Origin of the sequence: Rothia kristinae NBRC 15354 (assembly GCF_001570865.1) — a bacterium.
Classification (GTDB): Bacteria; Actinomycetota; Actinomycetes; order Actinomycetales; family Micrococcaceae; genus Rothia; species Rothia kristinae.
The window spans coordinates 50906-66618 of the sequence record NZ_BCSM01000009.1; the positions used below are offsets into that span (position 1 = coordinate 50906).

Sequence of the window (15713 nt, forward strand, 5' to 3'; positions counted from 1 at the left end):
CCGCGGGACGGGGCTGGGCGGATGCCGCGCCGTGGGCTATCTTCTGTGATATGGCTCGCAGACTCTTCTCGGACATCTCCCCGCTGACGTATCAGATCGCGATCCAGCGGCAGCGCCTGCAGCGGCACCTGGCCGACCTGCCGCGGCGTCGGAGCTTCGCCGCGCCGCGCAGCGCCGAGGATCTGCCGACGCGGATCTACGGGCACAACTCGCTGATCCGGCGTCGCCTGGGCAGCACGGAGCAGCACCTGCAGGAGGGCAAGGCCCGGTCCCTGGCCATCGCCGCCCCCCTGGTGGACGGGATCCTGATCCGGCCGGGGCAGACCTTCTCCTTCTGGCGGCTGGTGGGCAACCCCACCGCCGCCCGCGGCTTCCAGCCCGGGGTGGTCATCCAGGGGGACCACGCGGAGTCGGGCATCGGCGGCGGGATGTGCCAGTTCACCAACCTGCTGCACTGGATGGCGCTGCACTCCGAGCTGACCATCACCGAGCACCACCACCACTCCGGGCTGGACCTGTTCCCGGACTTCAAGCGCCAGATCCCCTACGGCACCGGGACCTCGATCATCTACAACTTCCTGGATTATCGGGTGCACAACGGCACGGACCGCACCCACCAGTTCCGGGTCGCCGTGGACGGGGAGCACCTGCGGGGCCAGCTGCGCGCGGAGCGGCCGGGGGAGTTCAAATACCACATCCTCGAGGAGGACGCGTACTTCTACGAGGACGCCGACGACGCCGGGGCCGCCCAGGTGCGTCGGCACAACGTCATCGTGCGCGAGACCCGCAGCCGACGCACCGGGGACACCATCGGGCGCGAGCGCCTCCTGGAGAACGACGCCCTGGTGTGCTAAGACCGCGAGCTGGTGCGCGGGACCATCCTGGCCGCCAAACCCGGGGCCGCGAGCGGCTGAGCCGTCAGCCCTTCGGCGCGTGCATCGAGTAGCCGACGTTGCGCACCGTGGTGATCATCTGCTCGTGATCCGCCCCGAGCTTGGCCCGCAGGCGCCGGATGTGCACATCCACGGTGCGCGTGCCGCCGTAGTAGTCGTAGCCCCACACCTCGCTGAGCAGCTGGGCGCGGGTGAACACGTGCCCGGGGTTCTGCGCGAGGAACTTCAGCAGCTCGAACTCCTTGTACGTCAGGTTCAGCGGCTGCCCGTCGATCCGGGCGCTGTAGCCCGCCTCGTCCACGACGACTGCCCCGCACCGGATCAGCTCCGCGGCGGGAGCGGGGGCGGGGGTGGGGCTGCGACGGGCGCCCAGCAGGAGGCGCAGCCGCGCCTCGGCCTCGGCCGGGCCGGCGTCGGGCAGCAGGAAGTCGTCCACGGGCCACTCGGGGGTCACCGCGCTGAGCGTGCCCTCCGTGAGCACCGCCAGGATCGGCAGCTCGGGGGCCTGGGCGCGCAGCAGCCGGGCGGCGTTGCGCGCCTGCAGCACCTGCGCGCGGGCATCCAGCAGCAGCAGGTCCGGGCCGTGGCGTCGGATGGAGTCCAGGCTCGTCCCCAGGCCCACGCGGTGCACGTCATGGGCGAGCAGCTCCAGGGCGGGCAGGGCCGCCGCGGCCTGCTCGGCGGTGTCGCTGAGGACGAGGATCTGGGACACGGAGGCTTCCTTCCCTCGGTCACGGGTGCGGGATGCGACCGCGTCTGTGCGGACGAGCACAGTATAGGCCGATGGCGCGGGGACCCGGCGCGCCCCCGACGTCGGCCACGGCGCCCGGTAGACTCGGCACCGTCCGCCCTCGGGCGCCGCCAGGCCCGTGCCGGCCCCGCGCCGTCGCCCGCCCCGATCGACTCAGGAGGCCCGCCCGCCGTGACCCCGTCAGCGACTCCCACCCGCGGTGAGCGGCTGCGCAGCGCCGGGCGCTCCGGCCCCTCCCGCTACCGGCTCGTCGCCGGATCCGCCGTCCTGGGCCTGGCCGTCTCCCTGCTGTGCGCGGTGTGGGCCCCGCAGGCCTCCGCGGTGGCCACCGTCGTGATGGTCCTGGTCATCGCGTGGGGGTGGCCGGCAGCCTCCGGGGTGGCCCAGCAGCGCGGCGGGGAGGTGGTGCCGGTGCACACCGGGATCATCGGCGCCAGCGGCTTGGCGGCCTGCGCGGTCGTGCTGCTGACGGCCTCGGCCTCGCTGGTGACGCTGCTGCCGGCCGTCGTCGCCGTGGGGGTGCTGGCCTGCTTCATCGGGGAGCTGGTGCGCGGGGAGGGGGCGCCCGCCCGGCTGGAGTCCGTGATCTCCGCGGTGACCGGGGTGCTGGCCGCGGTCAGCTCCGCCGGGTGGATCGCGATGGCCCTGGTGCACGAGCAGACCCGGGCCGGGTGGGCCGTGTGGGTCTGCGGCGCGGTGATCGCGGTGCTGATCGCCGGGGTCGGCGTCCGGCTGATCGCGGCGGGGCCTGCGGATGGCCCGCGGCGCGGGGCCGTGACCCTCGGGCTGGTGCCGGTCGCGTTCTTCGGGATCCTGGGCTGCGCCGGAACCTTCCTGCTGCTGCGCGTGGTAGCTTGGTGACCATGATCATGGCACTCGAGATCTTCTTCCTGTCCCTGCTGGGCCTGGCCTCCCTGGGCATCGCGGGCTCCGCGGTCCTCGTGGTGGCCCGGCTGTTCAAGGGCCAGAAGTGACCCATCGACGCTGACCGCCGCGGCGGTCGCGCGAACGGGCCCCGGGCACTGCCGCCCGGGGCCCGTTCGCGTCCGAGGGAAAGCCCGCGCGGGCCTGAGGCTGCGCGCCTAGGATGGGGCCATGGCTATCGAGATCCCCTCAGACATGACTCCCGAGCTCGTCCCCTTCGCCTGGCTGCTCGGCCAGTGGGAGGGCGTGGGCGTGCTCGGCTACGGCCAGGACGTCCCCGATCGGCAGTTCGGGCAGATCGTCTCCTTCACCCAGTCCGGCCTGCCGTTCATCGAGTACCGCGCCGAGTCCTACCTGCTGGACGAGGAGGGGCAGCGCACCCGCCCCATCAGCGTGGAGACCGGCTTCTGGCAGCTGGGCCGGAAGCTGCAGGAGGGCGACCTCGGCCCCGGGCTCATCCCCGGCGCGGCCGAACCGACTCTGGCCACCGCCGCGGACGTGGAGAGGCTGCGCCGAGAGGAGGGCGGCTTCGAGATCACCGCGAACATCAACCACCCCGGCGGGGTCAGCGAGCTGTACGTGGGCGTCATCGACGGGCCCCGCATCCAGATGGCCACCGACGCCGTGATGCGGGCCGAGGGAGCCAAGGAGTACACCGCCGCCTCCCGGATGTACGGGCTGGTCAACGGCGAGCTGATGTGGGCCTGGGACATGGCCGCCCTCGGGCACGAGATGGCCTCCCACGCCTCCGCGCGCCTGCGCCGCACGGACGCGGCCGAGGTGGTGCGGTGAGTCCCGAACGCTCACCCCTGCTGGACCGGCACGGCGCGGTGCCGGCGGAGGCCCCGGACCAGGCGGTCCCCGCCCACTACGGCGACCCCCTGCGCGAACAGCGCCGCCTGGCCCGCTCCACCCCCGCCTCCCCGGTGCTGGTGGACTCATCCCACCTGGGCGTCGTCGAGGTGACGGGGCAGGACCGGGCCAGCTGGCTGACCACCCTGTCCTCCCAGGTGCTCACCGGCCTGCCCGCCGGGTCCTCCGCGGAGCTGGCCCTGCTCTCCGCGCAGGGGCGGCTCGAGTACGTCCCCCACGCGATCATCGGCGAGGACCGGATCCTGCTGATCGTGGAGCCGGGGCAGGAGCAGCCGCTGACGGCGTTCCTGGACTCGATGCGCTTCATGCTGCGGGTGCAGGTCCGGGCGGCCGCCGCGGACTGGGCCGTGGTGGGGCTGCGTGTGGACCCGCGGGATGCCGCCGTGCTGGCGCCGTTCCTGGCGCGCGCGGGCGAGTCCGGGCTGCCGCTGGTGTGGCGGGACCCGTGGCCCGGCGTCGTGCCCGGCGGCACCAGCTACGCCGCCGTCGCGGAGCACCCCGGGGCCCAGCGCACCTGGTACGAGGCCCTGGTGCCGCGCGAGCGGCTGCCGGAGCTGGCGGGCCTGGCCGAGGCGGACCCGGCGCCGCTGGGCTGGGCCGGGCTGTGGGCCGCGGAGGCCCTGCGCATCGAGGAGTGGCGCCCGCGCGCCGCCCGGGAGATCGATGGGCGGGCCATCCCGCACGAGCTGGATCTGATGCGCACCGCCGTGCACCTGGCCAAGGGCTGCTACAAGGGCCAGGAGACCGTGGCCCGCGTGCACAACCTGGGCCACCCGCCCCGGCGCCTGGCCTTCCTGGACCTGGACGGCTCGGAGCACACCCTGCCCGCTCTCGGCTCGCCGGTCTACGCGGAGGGTGGCACCCGTGCGGTGGGGCGGGTGACCTCCGCGGCCCTGCACCACGAGGCCGGGCCCATCGCCCTGGCCGTGCTCAAGCGCTCGGTGGACCCCGCCGCCGCCCTGCGGGTGGTGGATCCGGGGCAGCCCGGTGAGGACGGGGAGCCCGCGGAGACCGTCTACGCCGCGGCCCAGACCGTGATCGTGGACCCGGAGGCCGGGCAGGTGGCCGGCCGACGGCACCGCGCGGACTTCCTGCGCCAGCCGTGATGTCCGGCTAGCCTGGCCGCACCGACGACGACGGCCCGGCCGTCTCCCCTCGCGATGAGGGAGGACGGCCGGGCCGTCGTCGTGCTCGGCCGGGCGGCGTCGGTGGGCACCGGCGCCCGGCCGACGCGGGATCAGCGTCCGAAGAGGGTCTTGGCCTCCTCCCAGCGGTCCTGCGGAACCTCCTTCAGCCCGGAGTCCAGGGCTTCGTGGAAGCCCACGCGCACCACGTCGGTGCCGTGCAGGGCCACCATCTTGCCCCACTCCTTGTCGTGCACCAGGTCCACCACGTTCATCCCGAAGCGGGTGGCCAGCACGCGGTCGAAGCTGGTGGGGGAGCCGCCGCGCTGGATGTGCCCCAGCGTGGTGTTGCGGGTTTCGATGCCGGTGAGCTTCTCGATCTCCCGGGTCACGTACTCGCCGATGCCGCCCAGGCGCGGGCGACCGTCCTTCTCCACGCCCTTGTCGTGCATGACCTCGTCGAAGCCCTCCGGGATGAAGCCCTCGGCCACCACGACCAGCGGGGAGCGGCCGCGGTCGTGGACCTCCTTGGCCCACTCGGCCACCTGCGTCATCGGCACCTGCTGCTCCGGGATCAGCACGGCGTGCGCGCCGGCGGCCATGCCGGAGTGCAGCGCGATCCACCCGACGTGGCGGCCCATGACCTCCGCGACCATGCAGCGGTGGTGGGACTCGCCGGTGGTGCGCAGGCGGTCCATCGCATCCGTGGCGATCTGCACCGCGGTGTCGAAGCCGAAGGTGTAGTCCGTGCCGTTGAGGTCGTTGTCGATGGTCTTCGGCACCCCGACGACGGGCAGGCCGGCGTCGGCCAGGCGGCGGGCCCCGGCCAGGGTCCCCTCGCCGCCGATCGCGACGACGGCGTCGATCTGGTTCTTCTCCAGCACGATGGAGATGTTCTCCGGGCCGCCGTGCGGGCCATCGTAGGGGTTGGTGCGGGAGGTGCCGAGGATCGTGCCGCCGGTGCGGGCCAGGCCGCGCACCTTGGTGCGGGGCAGATCCATGATGTCGTCCTCCACGAGGCCGCGCCAGCCGTCCCGGAAGCCCACGAACTCGTCATCGTAGGTCTTGACTCCGTTGAGCACGGCGCCGCGGATCACGGCGTTCAGGCCGGGGCAGTCCCCGCCGCTGGTGAGCAGTCCGATCTTCATGGTGGTCTCCTCGACTGATGGTTCGGATGGATTCGTCAACCGGAACCAGTCTAGCGAGCGGTTGCGTTTCTGTGGAGTCGGCAGAGGCCGTGGTTCCGTTGAATTCCGGGGAACCACGGCCTCAGGGCGAGGGGAGTCACACTTCCGACATGTGGGTTCGTGTGGGAATCGGCGGTCGGCTCGGGTGGTGCGCTCAGGCGGCGTCGGCCAGCAGCCGCTGGATCCGCCCGATGCCCTCGCGCAGATCCTCCTCGCCCAGGGCGTAGGACAGGCGCAGGTATCCGGAGGGGCCGAAGGCCTCACCCGGCACGACGGCGACCTCCGCTTCCTCCAGGATCAGGGTCGCCAGGTCCTGGGAGGACTCGATGCGCCGCCCGGCGATCTCCCGGCCCAGCAGGGCGGTGACGTCCGGGTAGGCGTAGAACGCGCCCTGCGGGACGGGGCAGGAGAAGCCGGGCACCGCGTTGAGCCCATCCACGATGAGCCGGCGGCGGGCGTCGAAGGCCCGGCGCATCGCCTCGACCTCCTCCTGCGGGCCCGTCAGGGCCGCCAGCGCGGCCCGCTGGGCGATGTTGTTGACGTTGGAGCTCAGGTGCGACTGCAGGTTGGTCGCGGCCTTCGCCACGTCGGCCGGCGCCACCAGCCAGCCCACCCGCCAGCCGGTCATCGCGTAGGTCTTGGCCACCCCGCTGAGGATCACCAGGTTCTCCCGCAGCTGCGGGGCGGCTTCGGTCAGAGAGGTGAAGGGGGTGTCGTCGTAGGTGAGCCGCTCGTAGATCTCGTCCGTGAGCACGAAGATCCCCTTCTCCGCGGCCCACGCCCCGATCGCGGCGGTCTCCTCGGGGGAGTACACCGCCCCGGTGGGGTTGGAGGGGGAGACGAAGATCAGCGCCTTGGTGCGCTCGGTGCAGGCGGTCTCCAGCTGCTCCGGGGTCACCTTGTAGCCCTGCTCCGAGCCGGCGAAGACCTCCACGGGCTCGCCCCCGGCCAGGCGGATCGCCTCGGGGTAGGTGGTCCAGTACGGGGCGGGCAGCAGGACCTCGTCCCCCTGCCCGATGACGGTCGCGAAGGCCTCGTAGACCGCCTGCTTGCCGCCGTTGGTCACCACCACCTGGGAGGCCTCCACCTCCCAGCCGGAGTCCCGCGCCGTCTTCTCGGCGATGGCCCGGCGCAGCTGCGGCAAGCCCGCGGCCGGGGTGTAGCGGAAGTTCGCCGGGTCATCCAGGGCCGCCCGGGCGGCGTCGACGATGAACTCCGGGGTGGGGAAGTCCGGCTCGCCCGCGCCGAAGCCGATGACCGGGCGCCCGGCGGCCTTCAGCTCCTTGGCGCGGGCGTCCACCGCGAGGGTGGCCGAGGGGGCGATCGCGCTGATGCGGGCGGAGATGCGCTCGTGGGAGGTCATGGTCGGCGGCTTCCTTCGACGTCGGGGGCGGTGGCCGGTGCGGGACCCGCGGCGCGGGCAGCCCGCCCAGCTCCCATCCTAGGGTCGGGCCTTGCGCCCGGGCCGGGATCGACGGCGGATTGCGCCGAGCGCGGGCTCTCGGCTACAGTCGGTACCCGGTACTCACCCCCTGAGGATCCCGCGCGCCGTCACGGGCCCCGACGCGGAGGAGAGTCACCGCGGAAGGCCCGGGGCCTTCCGAAGGGCAGTGGCGCAATTGGTAGCGCAGCGGTCTCCAAAACCGCAGGTTGCAGGTTCGAGTCCTGTCTGCCCTGCACGCACCCCGTCGTCGCGGCCCGTCCGCGGGGACCGGGGCCCCAGGGTCCCGAACGCTCGTCGCACGTCGCAGAAAGGGGCGGATCCCATGGCCAAGGCCGCCGCCGCAGGAGGAGCCGGGATCGAAGACGCCCGGGCCCGCGGCTTCTTCGGGAGGATCTTCCTCTTCCTCCGCCAGGTCCTTGCCGAGCTGAAGAAGGTCGTGACCCCCACCGGCCGCGAGCTGGTCAACTACGTGATCATCGTCCTGATCTTCGTGGCCTTCATGCTGCTGCTGATCTCCGGTCTGGACTTCCTCTTCGGCAAGGGAGCCTTCTGGCTGTTCGGCAACGGCCAGTCCATGACCGGACAGTAGTCCGCACCGTCCGTCCGATCCCCGGTCCGCTCGCGCGGACCCGCCCCCGGCGGGGCGGCGTCCGGCGCACCCTCCCAGAAAGCAGGAACAGCAACAGTGTCCGAGCAGGAACGCGAGAACGCCGAGGGCGTGAGCCCCGAGACCCCGACCAACCAGACTCCCGACGCCGAGCAGGCCGGCACCCCGGAGGAGGTCTCCCCGGAGCAGGCCGCGCAGGCCGCCGCCGCGCAGGCGGGGGAGTCTCGCTCCGGCTTCGAGAACACCGACGCCGGGCTGATCGCGGCCACCGACGCCCAGCCGGAGAACCCGGAGAAGGGCTTCGAGGACACCGCGGCCGAGGCCGCGGAGGCAGTCCAGGCCCAGGAGGGCTCCGAGGCGGCCGAGGAGGAGCAGCCGGACCCGATGGCCGAGTTCCGCTCCAAGCTGCGCCGCCAGGAGGGCGACTGGTACGTCATCCACACCTACGCCGGCTACGAGAACCGGGTCCGCACCAACCTGCAGACCCGCGCGCAGTCGATGAACATGGAGGACGACCTCTTCGAGATCCAGGTCCCCATGGAAGAGGTCGTGGAGATCAAGAACGGCCAGCGCAAGACCGTGCGCCGCGTGCGCATCCCGGGCTACGTGCTGGTGCGGATGAACCTCACCGACGAGTCCTGGGGCGTGGTGCGCCACACCCCCGGCGTCACCGGCTTCGTCGGGCAGGACGCCTACAACCCCGTGCCGCTGCGTCTGGACGAGGTCGTGGACATGCTGGCCCCGGTCTTCGAGGCCGAGCAGGTGGAGGCCGCCAAGCAGGCCGGCGAGCCCATCCCGGAGCCGCTGGCCCCGCAGGTCAGCGTCGGCTTCGAGATCGGGGAGTCCGTGGTCGTCAAGGAGGGCCCGTTCGAGACCCTCCCGGCGACCGTCAACGAGATCAACCCCGAGGCCCAGCAGCTGGTGGTCCTGGTCTCCCTCTTCGAGCGCGAGACCCCCGTGACCCTGGGGTTCAATCAGGTCTCCAAGATCTGATCCGCCAGGCTCCGACGGCGCCCGCCGCCTCCCGCACCGGGAGACGACGGGCGCCGTCTGTCTGTGAGGTGGGCCGCTGCGGGTGGTGCCCGACCCCCGCCGCGGCGTAGAGTGGATGGTTGCGTGTGCGCACCCGAACGCTGGGGTGCGCCCTCACGCCGGTCGCCGCGCCACGGCGGCCACCCGCCGTCGTGCGCTCCTGCGCGGCGGTCCGTCCCACGTAAGCAAAGGACCAAGCATTGGCTCCCAAGAAGAAGGTCTCTGGCCTCATCAAGCTGCAGATCCAGGCAGGCGCCGCCAACCCGGCCCCGCCGGTCGGCCCGGCCCTGGGTCAGCACGGCGTCAACATCATGGAGTTCTGCAAGGCGTACAACGCCGCCACGGAATCCATGCGCGGCAACGTGGTGCCGGTGGAGATCACGGTCTACGAGGACCGCTCCTTCACCTTCATCACCAAGACCCCGCCGGCCGCTGACCTGATCAAGAAGGCCGCGGGCGTGCAGAAGGGCTCCGGCATCCCGCACACCAACAAGGTCGGCAAGATCTCCATGGACCAGGTCCGCGAGATCGCCCAGACCAAGATGCCCGACCTCAACGCCAACGACATCGACGCCGCCGCGAAGATCGTCGCCGGCACGGCCCGCTCCATGGGCATCACCGTCGAGTAGTCCCCTCGCCTCCACCGCGAGGCACCGGCATCATCCCGATGCCGACCCGAAAGACCCGCCGCCGCGGCGGGCCGTCCGCAGCGCAGCAGGCGCCGGGCGTGTGGCAGGATCGCGCGCGATCCGACAGACCACGACTGCACAAGGAGAGAGCAAGCAGATGGCACAGCGCAGCAAAGCGTACAAGGCAGCCGCCGAGAAGATCGAGGAGGGCCGCCTCTACAGCGCCCCCGAGGCGATCGCCCTGGCCCAGGAGATCAACAGCTCCAAGGCCGACCCCACCGTGGAGGTCGCCATGCGGCTGTCCGTGGACCCCCGCAAGGCCGACCAGATGGTCCGCGGCACCGTGAACCTGCCCAACGGCACCGGCAAGACCGCCCGCGTGGTCGTCTTCGCCCAGGGTGACAAGGCCGCCGCCGCCGAGGAGGCCGGTGCGGACTTCGTCGGCTCCGATGACCTCATCGCCCGCGTGGCCGGCGGCTGGACGGACTTCGACGCCGCCGTGGCCACCCCGGACATGATGGGCAAGGTCGGGCGCCTGGGCAAGGTCCTGGGTCCGCGCAACCTGATGCCGAACCCCAAGACCGGCACCGTGACCATGGACGTGGCCAAGGCCGTGGGCGACATCAAGGGCGGCAAGATCGACTTCCGCGTCGATCGCAACGCCAACCTCCACTTCATCATCGGCAAGGCTTCCTTCACCCAGGAGCAGCTGGTGGAGAACTTCCGCGCCGCCGTCGAGGAGATCGTGCGGCTGAAGCCGTCCTCCTCCAAGGGCCGCTACATCTCCAAGCTGACGGTGGCCACCACCTTCGGTCCCGGCGTGCCGGTGGACCCCTCCGTCGCGGAGAAGTGAGCCGCAGGCGCAGCTGAGCCTCGGTGAGCCGCCGCCATGGCGGTCGCAGCTCCCCGTCGGATCCGGTCAGGCACCGGGTCCGGCGGGGCGTTCTCGCATCCGCACCTCGCGTGCCGCGCCCCCGCCCGCTGGCGCATCCGCCGCGGGTGTGGTTCAATGGAGACACCAAAGACCGCCGGTCGTAGGTTCGGTCATGCCGCCAGGCAGACCAATCCGCCATAAGAGTCCCGCGAGGACGGCCAGCGCAGGTGACCGTGACACGCCGAACCCCCGGGTTCCTCTGCCCAGCGCATCGAGGATTCCGTGAGGGGAGCGTCGCCCCGCCGCCTGTGCGGGGCTTTTTTCGTGGGCTCATGGGCGCCCGGCATTCAGACCGGAAGGAGAACCATGGCGACACCGGAGAAGGCAGCCGCCGTAGCGGAGCTGAGGGATCTTTTCTCCTCCTCCACTGCCGCTGTTCTGACTGAGTACCGTGGTCTCACCGTGGCGAAGCTCAAGGAGCTGCGCCGTTCCCTCGGTGAGCACGCCGAATATGCCGTGGTGAAGAACACCCTGACCGCGATCGCGGCCAGGGAGGCGGGCGTCGAGGGCCTGAACTTCGACGACCTGCAGGGCCCCACCGCCGTCGCCTTCATCACCGGGGAACCGGTGGAGGCGGCCAAGGGCCTGCGCAACTTCGCCAAGGAGAACCCCCAGCTGATCATCAAGAGCGGTTACTTCGAGGGTAAGCCGCTCAGTGAAGCTGACGTCATCAAGCTTGCGGATCTTGAATCTCGCGAGGTGCTGCTGGCCAAGGTCGCCGGTGCCGCCAAGGGCACCATGGCCAAGGCCGCCGCACTGTTCCAGGCACCGCTGTCCAAGACCGTGCGCACCGCCGAGGCGCTGCGCGTCAAGGTCGAGGAACAGGGTGGAGAATCCGCTGCCTAAGGCATTCTCCGCGAATGCCGACAGCCGCTGATCCGCTCGCGGATCGCACGCTGTGCCTGGTGCCCACCCGGGGCCAGGGAACCAAGATCCGTTGCAGTTCCGACCTGCAACCAGACGAAGTGAGGAGCCAATCACATGGCTAAGCTGTCCATCGACGAACTGATCGAGGCCTTCAAGGAGCTCTCCCTGATCGAGCTCTCCGAGTTCGTGAAGACCTTCGAGGAGACCTTCGACGTCACCGCCGCCGCCCCGGCCGCCGTGGCCGCCGCCCCCGCCGCCGGTGGCGACGGTGGCGCGGACGCCGCCGAGGAGCAGACCGAGTTCGACGTCATCCTCGAGGGTGCCGGCGACAAGAAGATCGCGGTCATCAAGGAGGTGCGCGCCCTGACCTCCCTCGGCCTGAAGGAGGCCAAGGACCTGGTCGACGGCGCCCCCAAGGCCGTCCTCGAGGGTGCCTCCAAGGAGGACGCCGAGAAGGCCAAGGAGCAGCTCGAGGGCGCCGGCGCCACCGTCACCCTCAAGTAAGGACGCTTCTCCCCGCACCGGGGAGAGCCCCTGCTGGTACGCGAGAGCCCCCGTCATCCCGTTCGCGGGAGGGCGGGGGCTCTCGCGCGTCCGCCTCCGGGGCAGGGCGATGTGTCAAACGATGGTCACAGTGTCTAGGGTGGTCTCATGCCCCCTTCCTGCCTTCCCGAGCCCGCCCGCCCCGATGCCGAGGGGGCTGCCGCCGAGGACCCGGCCGTCGGGATCCCCGGCGTCGAGGATCCTGCCGTCGTCGATCCCGAGCTGCTGGATCGGGCCCGCCGGGCCGCGGCGCGCGAACGCGAACTGGCCGCCGCCGTGCGCGCGGACCCGGACCGCCCCCGCTACCACCTGGCCCCGCCGGTGGGCAGGCTCAACGACCCCAACGGCCTGGTGCACCTGGACGGGCGCTGGCACGCCTTCTACCAGTACAGCCCCCTGCACCCGGAGAAGGCCGTGTTCTGGCGTCACGCCATCTCCGAGGAGCTGCTGCACTGGCGTGACCTCGGCACCGCGCTGGAGCCGGTGCGCTGGTACGACCGCGACGGCTGCTACTCCGGCGGGGCCCTGCCGCTGCCGGGGGGAGGGGTGGAGTTCTACTACACCGGCAACGTGCGCACCCCGGACGGCGGCCGGGAGGCCTATCAGTGCCGGGCCGTGCCCGCCGGCGCCGGGTCGGGGCGGCTGCTTCCGGACCTAGACAACCCGCTGATCCCGGGTCCGCCGCCGGGATACACCGCCCACTTCCGGGATCCCCAGGTGCTGCCCGCCCCGGAGGGCGGGTGGATGATGCTGCTGGGGGCGCAGCGCGAGGATGGCACGGGCGCGATCCTGCGGTGGGACTCGGCGGATCGCCGCCGTTGGGGGTTCACGGGGGAGGTGCGCTTCGATCGTCCGGAGTTGCGCGCCCCGGGATTCATGGATGAGTGCCCCCAGCTGGTGGGTCTGCGCGATGAGGCGACGGGGGAGGAACGCCACGTGCTGATCTTCTGTCCGCAGGGCCTGGGGCCCGAGGGCGAGCGCTTCCGCAACCCCCACCCGTGCACGTACACCGTGGGGGTGCTGGAGGGGTGCGCCTTCCGGGAGGCCACCGCGCTGGAGGAGCTGGATGCCGGCTTCGAGTTCTACGCCCCGCAGGTCTTCGCCGGGACCGGAGAGCGCACCGTCCTGATGGGATGGATGGGCAACGCCGGGGAGGACGATCAGCCCTCCCTGGACCACGGCTGGGTCCACCAGATGACCCTGCCCCGGGAGCTGATCCTGCGCGGCGGCCGGCTGCTGCAGCGGCCGGTGCCCGAGGTGGACCGACTGCTGCCCCTGGGGGAGCTGGACCTGCCCGATGCCGACGCCGCGCAGCTCATCCCGCCGCAGCCTCGCCCCGCGCACCGGCTGCGGGTGGAGGTCTCTTTCGAGGGCCCCTCGGCCGGCGCGGTACCGGATCCTGCGTCTCGCCTGGAGTACCTGGATCCGCGGGGGATCGCGGTGACCGTCAGCATCTGCGCCACCGGCATCACCGTGGACCGCGGCGGCAGCCAGTACCAGGCCGGCGGTCCCGAGCGCACCCGCACCCTTCCCGCGGCGCCGCACCGCGCCGTCGAGCTCTTCGCGGACTCATCCAGCCTGGAGATCTTCGCCGAGGACGGCGCCTGCGTGTTCACCCAGCGCATCTTCCTCACCGGTCCCGTGGCCGTCACCGCCCGGTGCGACGCCGGAGCCCGCCTCCTCAGCGCCGAGGCCGCGCTCCTGCCCGGGCCCTAGGCCCGCCATGCACCCGCCACGCACAACGGGAGGGGGTCACGCCGGGGCGCGGCCGTGCTAGTGTGTCAATCGATTGACAGGCGCCGCATCCCGCGGGCGCCCACGGCCGAGCGAAGGAGACTTCCGTGGAACACGCCGCCGTAGCAGAGAGGGTCGTCGACGCCGTCGGCGGACCCAGCAACATCCAGGCCGCCGCCCACTGCGCCACGCGCCTGCGCTTCGTCCTGCAGGACAGCGACGAGGTGGACCAGGCCGCGCTGGATGCGGACCCGGACCTGAAGGGCACCTTCGAGGGCGGGGGCATGTTCCAGGTCATCGTCGGGCCCGGCGACGTCGACCGGGTCTTCGCCCACCTGGCCCCGCTCGGGGTCAAGGAGGTCTCCAAGGACGAACTCAAGCAGGTCGCCGACCAGCGCTCCTCCTGGTTCGTGCGCTTCCTCAAGGTCTTCGCCGACATCTTCGTGCCGCTGATCCCGGTGCTGGTCGGCGGCGGCATGCTCATGGCCCTGAACAACGTCCTCACCGCCGAGGGGCTGATGCCCTGGTACGGCGGGCAGTCGTTCATCGAGGCCAACCCCGCCTGGGAGGGCCTGGCCGGCATCATCAACATGCTCGCGGCCGCCCCCTTCGCCTTCCTGCCGATCCTGGTCGGCTTCTCCGCGGCCAAGCGCTTCGGCGGCAACCCGTACCTGGGTGCGGCGATGGGCATGGCCATGGTCATGCCGCAGCTGGTCAACGGCTACGACGTCGCCCAGGCCCTGGCCGAGAACCGGATGACCTACTGGGACGTCTTCGGCCTGCAGGTCCAGCAGTCCGGCTACCAGGGCACCGTGCTGCCCATCCTCGTCGTCGCCTTCATCCTGGCGAACCTGGAGAAGGGGCTGAACCGCGTGCTCAAGGGCACCATCGGCTTCATCTTCACCCCGACCCTGTCCCTGCTGATCACCGGCTTCATCACCTTCGTCGCGATCGGCCCGTTCCTGTTCACCGCCGGCGACGCCCTCGGGCGCGGCATCGAATGGCTCTACACCGTGGCCGGGCCCCTCGGCGGCATGGTCTTCGCGTTCTTCTACAGCCCGATCGTGATCACCGGGCTGCACCAGTCCTTCCCGCCGATCGAGCTGCAGCTGATCGCCGCCGGCGGCTCCTTCATCTTCCCCATCGCCTCGATGGCCAACGCCGCCCAGGGCGCGGCCTGCCTCGCCGTGTACCTGACCACCCGGGAGAAGAAGCTCAAGGGCGTGGCCGGGGCCTCCTCCTTCTCCGCGTTCCTCGGCATCACCGAGCCGGCGATCTTCGGGGTGAACCTGCGCCTGCGCTACCCGCTGTTCATCGGCATGGGCGCGGCCGCGGTCGGCGGGGCGCTCGTGGCGCTGATGAACATCCGCGCCGTCGCCCTCGGGGCCGCGGGCTACCTCGGCTTCGTGTCCATCCGGGCCACGGACATCGGCCGGTTCTTCATCGCCCTGCTGATCACCACCGCGATCTCCTTCGCCGTGACCTACGCGGTGGCCCGCCGGAAGGTCGGTGCGGCCCAGCGCAACGCCGCGGCCGCCGCCGAGGGGGCCGCCGTGGCCCTGGGCGCGGAGGGCGACGACGCCGAGCGGTACGAGGGAGAAGCCGGCCCGGTGCTGGCCGACGACGCCGAGGACTGGCGCCTGACCGCCCCGCTGGACGGGCGGGTGCTGGCCCTGTCCGAGGTCTCCGACCCCACCTTCGCCCAGCAGATGCTCGGTCCCGGCGCGGCCGTGGACCCCAGCGACGGGGTGCTCTACGCCCCGGCCGACGCCGTCGTCACCGTCGCCTTCCCCACCGGCCACGCCTACGGGCTGCGCACCGCGGGCGGGCTGGACGTGCTGATCCACCTGGGCTTCGACACCGTGGCCCTGGACGGGGAGCACTTCACCCCGCTGGTGCGCAAGGGAGACGTGGTGCGCCGCGGGGACGTCCTGGCCCGCTTCGACGCCGCGGCCATCCGCGCGGCCGGCTACGACCTGACCACCCCGATGGTCGTGACCTCGGCGAAGCGGATCGAGGGTACGCAGCTCACCGCGGACACCGGAAGCACCGTCGCCCACGGGGAGGCATTCCTGAGCATCACCCCGAAGGAGAAGCCGGCCGCCGCCGCGCAGTCCTGAGCCGACCCGAGCCCGCCCGGCCCGGGCCCCCGCCCCGATGCGGGCGCGGGG

At 71.9% G+C, this 15713-nt stretch carries 15 protein-coding genes and 1 tRNA gene; 13 read left to right on the forward strand and 3 right to left on the reverse strand.

What is annotated here, in order from left to right:
- The first annotated feature begins 50 nt into the window (after positions 1-50).
- Positions 51-854 (forward strand): VanW family protein, encoded by an 804-nt coding sequence (locus KKR01S_RS06690; RefSeq protein WP_061225612.1) that lies wholly within the window; start codon positions 51-53, stop codon positions 852-854.
- Positions 855-918: 64 nt separating this feature from the next.
- Here KKR01S_RS06690 and KKR01S_RS06695 read toward each other — a convergent pair whose 3' ends face one another.
- On the reverse strand, positions 919-1605 hold the full coding sequence (locus KKR01S_RS06695; RefSeq protein ID WP_055684623.1) for a winged helix-turn-helix transcriptional regulator: 687 nt from the start codon (positions 1603-1605) through the stop codon (positions 919-921).
- Positions 1606-1815: 210 nt separating this feature from the next.
- Between KKR01S_RS06695 and KKR01S_RS06700 the strand changes: the two genes are divergently transcribed.
- From KKR01S_RS06700 to ygfZ, 3 genes are all read left to right on the forward strand, one after another.
- A complete protein-coding gene (locus KKR01S_RS06700; RefSeq protein ID WP_061225613.1) occupies positions 1816-2505 on the forward strand; it encodes a hypothetical protein in 690 nt (229 codons plus the stop codon).
- A gap of 234 nt (positions 2506-2739) precedes the next feature.
- Positions 2740-3360 (forward strand): nitrobindin family protein, encoded by a 621-nt coding sequence (locus KKR01S_RS06705; RefSeq protein WP_058730692.1) that lies wholly within the window; start codon positions 2740-2742, stop codon positions 3358-3360.
- Positions 3357-4547, forward strand: coding sequence for a CAF17-like 4Fe-4S cluster assembly/insertion protein YgfZ (ygfZ, locus tag KKR01S_RS06710; RefSeq protein WP_061225614.1), 1191 nt, complete (start codon positions 3357-3359; stop codon positions 4545-4547). Before KKR01S_RS06705 ends, ygfZ begins: the two co-directional genes overlap by 4 nt.
- Before the next feature lie 131 nt (positions 4548-4678).
- On the opposite strand, the gene KKR01S_RS06715 is transcribed toward ygfZ, so the two are convergent.
- Both KKR01S_RS06715 and KKR01S_RS06720 read right to left on the reverse strand, forming a co-directional pair.
- The gene (locus tag KKR01S_RS06715) at positions 4679-5713 is read right to left on the reverse strand and encodes a 6-phosphofructokinase (RefSeq protein ID WP_055684619.1); all 1035 of its coding nucleotides are present in this window, start codon (positions 5711-5713) and stop codon (positions 4679-4681) included.
- A 193-nt stretch (positions 5714-5906) separates the two neighbouring features.
- Positions 5907-7115 carry a pyridoxal phosphate-dependent aminotransferase gene (locus tag KKR01S_RS06720; RefSeq protein ID WP_061225615.1) on the reverse strand — a complete coding sequence of 403 codons (1209 nt, stop codon included), beginning with the start codon at positions 7113-7115 and terminating at the stop codon, positions 5907-5909.
- 241 nt (positions 7116-7356) lie between these two features.
- On the opposite strand from KKR01S_RS06720, the gene KKR01S_RS06725 reads away from it, so the two are divergent.
- The 9 genes from KKR01S_RS06725 (at position 7357) to KKR01S_RS06765 (ending at position 15662) form a co-directional block, all read left to right on the forward strand.
- Positions 7357-7429 (forward strand) — tRNA-Trp (locus KKR01S_RS06725).
- Positions 7430-7518: 89 nt separating this feature from the next.
- On the forward strand, positions 7519-7785 hold the full coding sequence (secE, locus tag KKR01S_RS06730) for a preprotein translocase subunit SecE (protein ID WP_055684617.1): 267 nt from the start codon (positions 7519-7521) through the stop codon (positions 7783-7785).
- Positions 7786-7881: 96 nt separating this feature from the next.
- Entirely contained in the window at positions 7882-8796 is a 915-nt protein-coding gene (nusG, locus tag KKR01S_RS06735; protein WP_058730687.1) for a transcription termination/antitermination protein NusG, read from the forward strand.
- Positions 8797-9035: 239 nt separating this feature from the next.
- Positions 9036-9464 carry a 50S ribosomal protein L11 gene (gene rplK, locus KKR01S_RS06740; RefSeq protein WP_058730686.1) on the forward strand — a complete coding sequence of 143 codons (429 nt, stop codon included), beginning with the start codon at positions 9036-9038 and terminating at the stop codon, positions 9462-9464.
- A 157-nt stretch (positions 9465-9621) separates the two neighbouring features.
- On the forward strand, positions 9622-10317 hold the full coding sequence (gene rplA, locus KKR01S_RS06745) for a 50S ribosomal protein L1 (RefSeq protein ID WP_055684614.1): 696 nt from the start codon (positions 9622-9624) through the stop codon (positions 10315-10317).
- 387 nt (positions 10318-10704) lie between these two features.
- Complete coding sequence (gene rplJ / locus KKR01S_RS06750) at positions 10705-11244, forward strand: 50S ribosomal protein L10 (protein WP_055684613.1); 540 nt, start codon at positions 10705-10707, stop codon at positions 11242-11244.
- A 135-nt stretch (positions 11245-11379) separates the two neighbouring features.
- On the forward strand, positions 11380-11769 hold the full coding sequence (gene rplL / locus KKR01S_RS06755; RefSeq protein ID WP_055684612.1) for a 50S ribosomal protein L7/L12: 390 nt from the start codon (positions 11380-11382) through the stop codon (positions 11767-11769).
- 147 nt (positions 11770-11916) lie between these two features.
- Positions 11917-13524, forward strand: coding sequence for a glycoside hydrolase family 32 protein (locus tag KKR01S_RS06760; RefSeq protein ID WP_061225616.1), 1608 nt, complete (start codon positions 11917-11919; stop codon positions 13522-13524).
- Between the two features lie 125 nt (positions 13525-13649).
- On the forward strand, positions 13650-15662 hold the full coding sequence (locus KKR01S_RS06765) for a sucrose-specific PTS transporter subunit IIBC (protein ID WP_061225617.1): 2013 nt from the start codon (positions 13650-13652) through the stop codon (positions 15660-15662).
- The last annotated feature ends 51 nt before the right edge of the window (positions 15663-15713 follow it).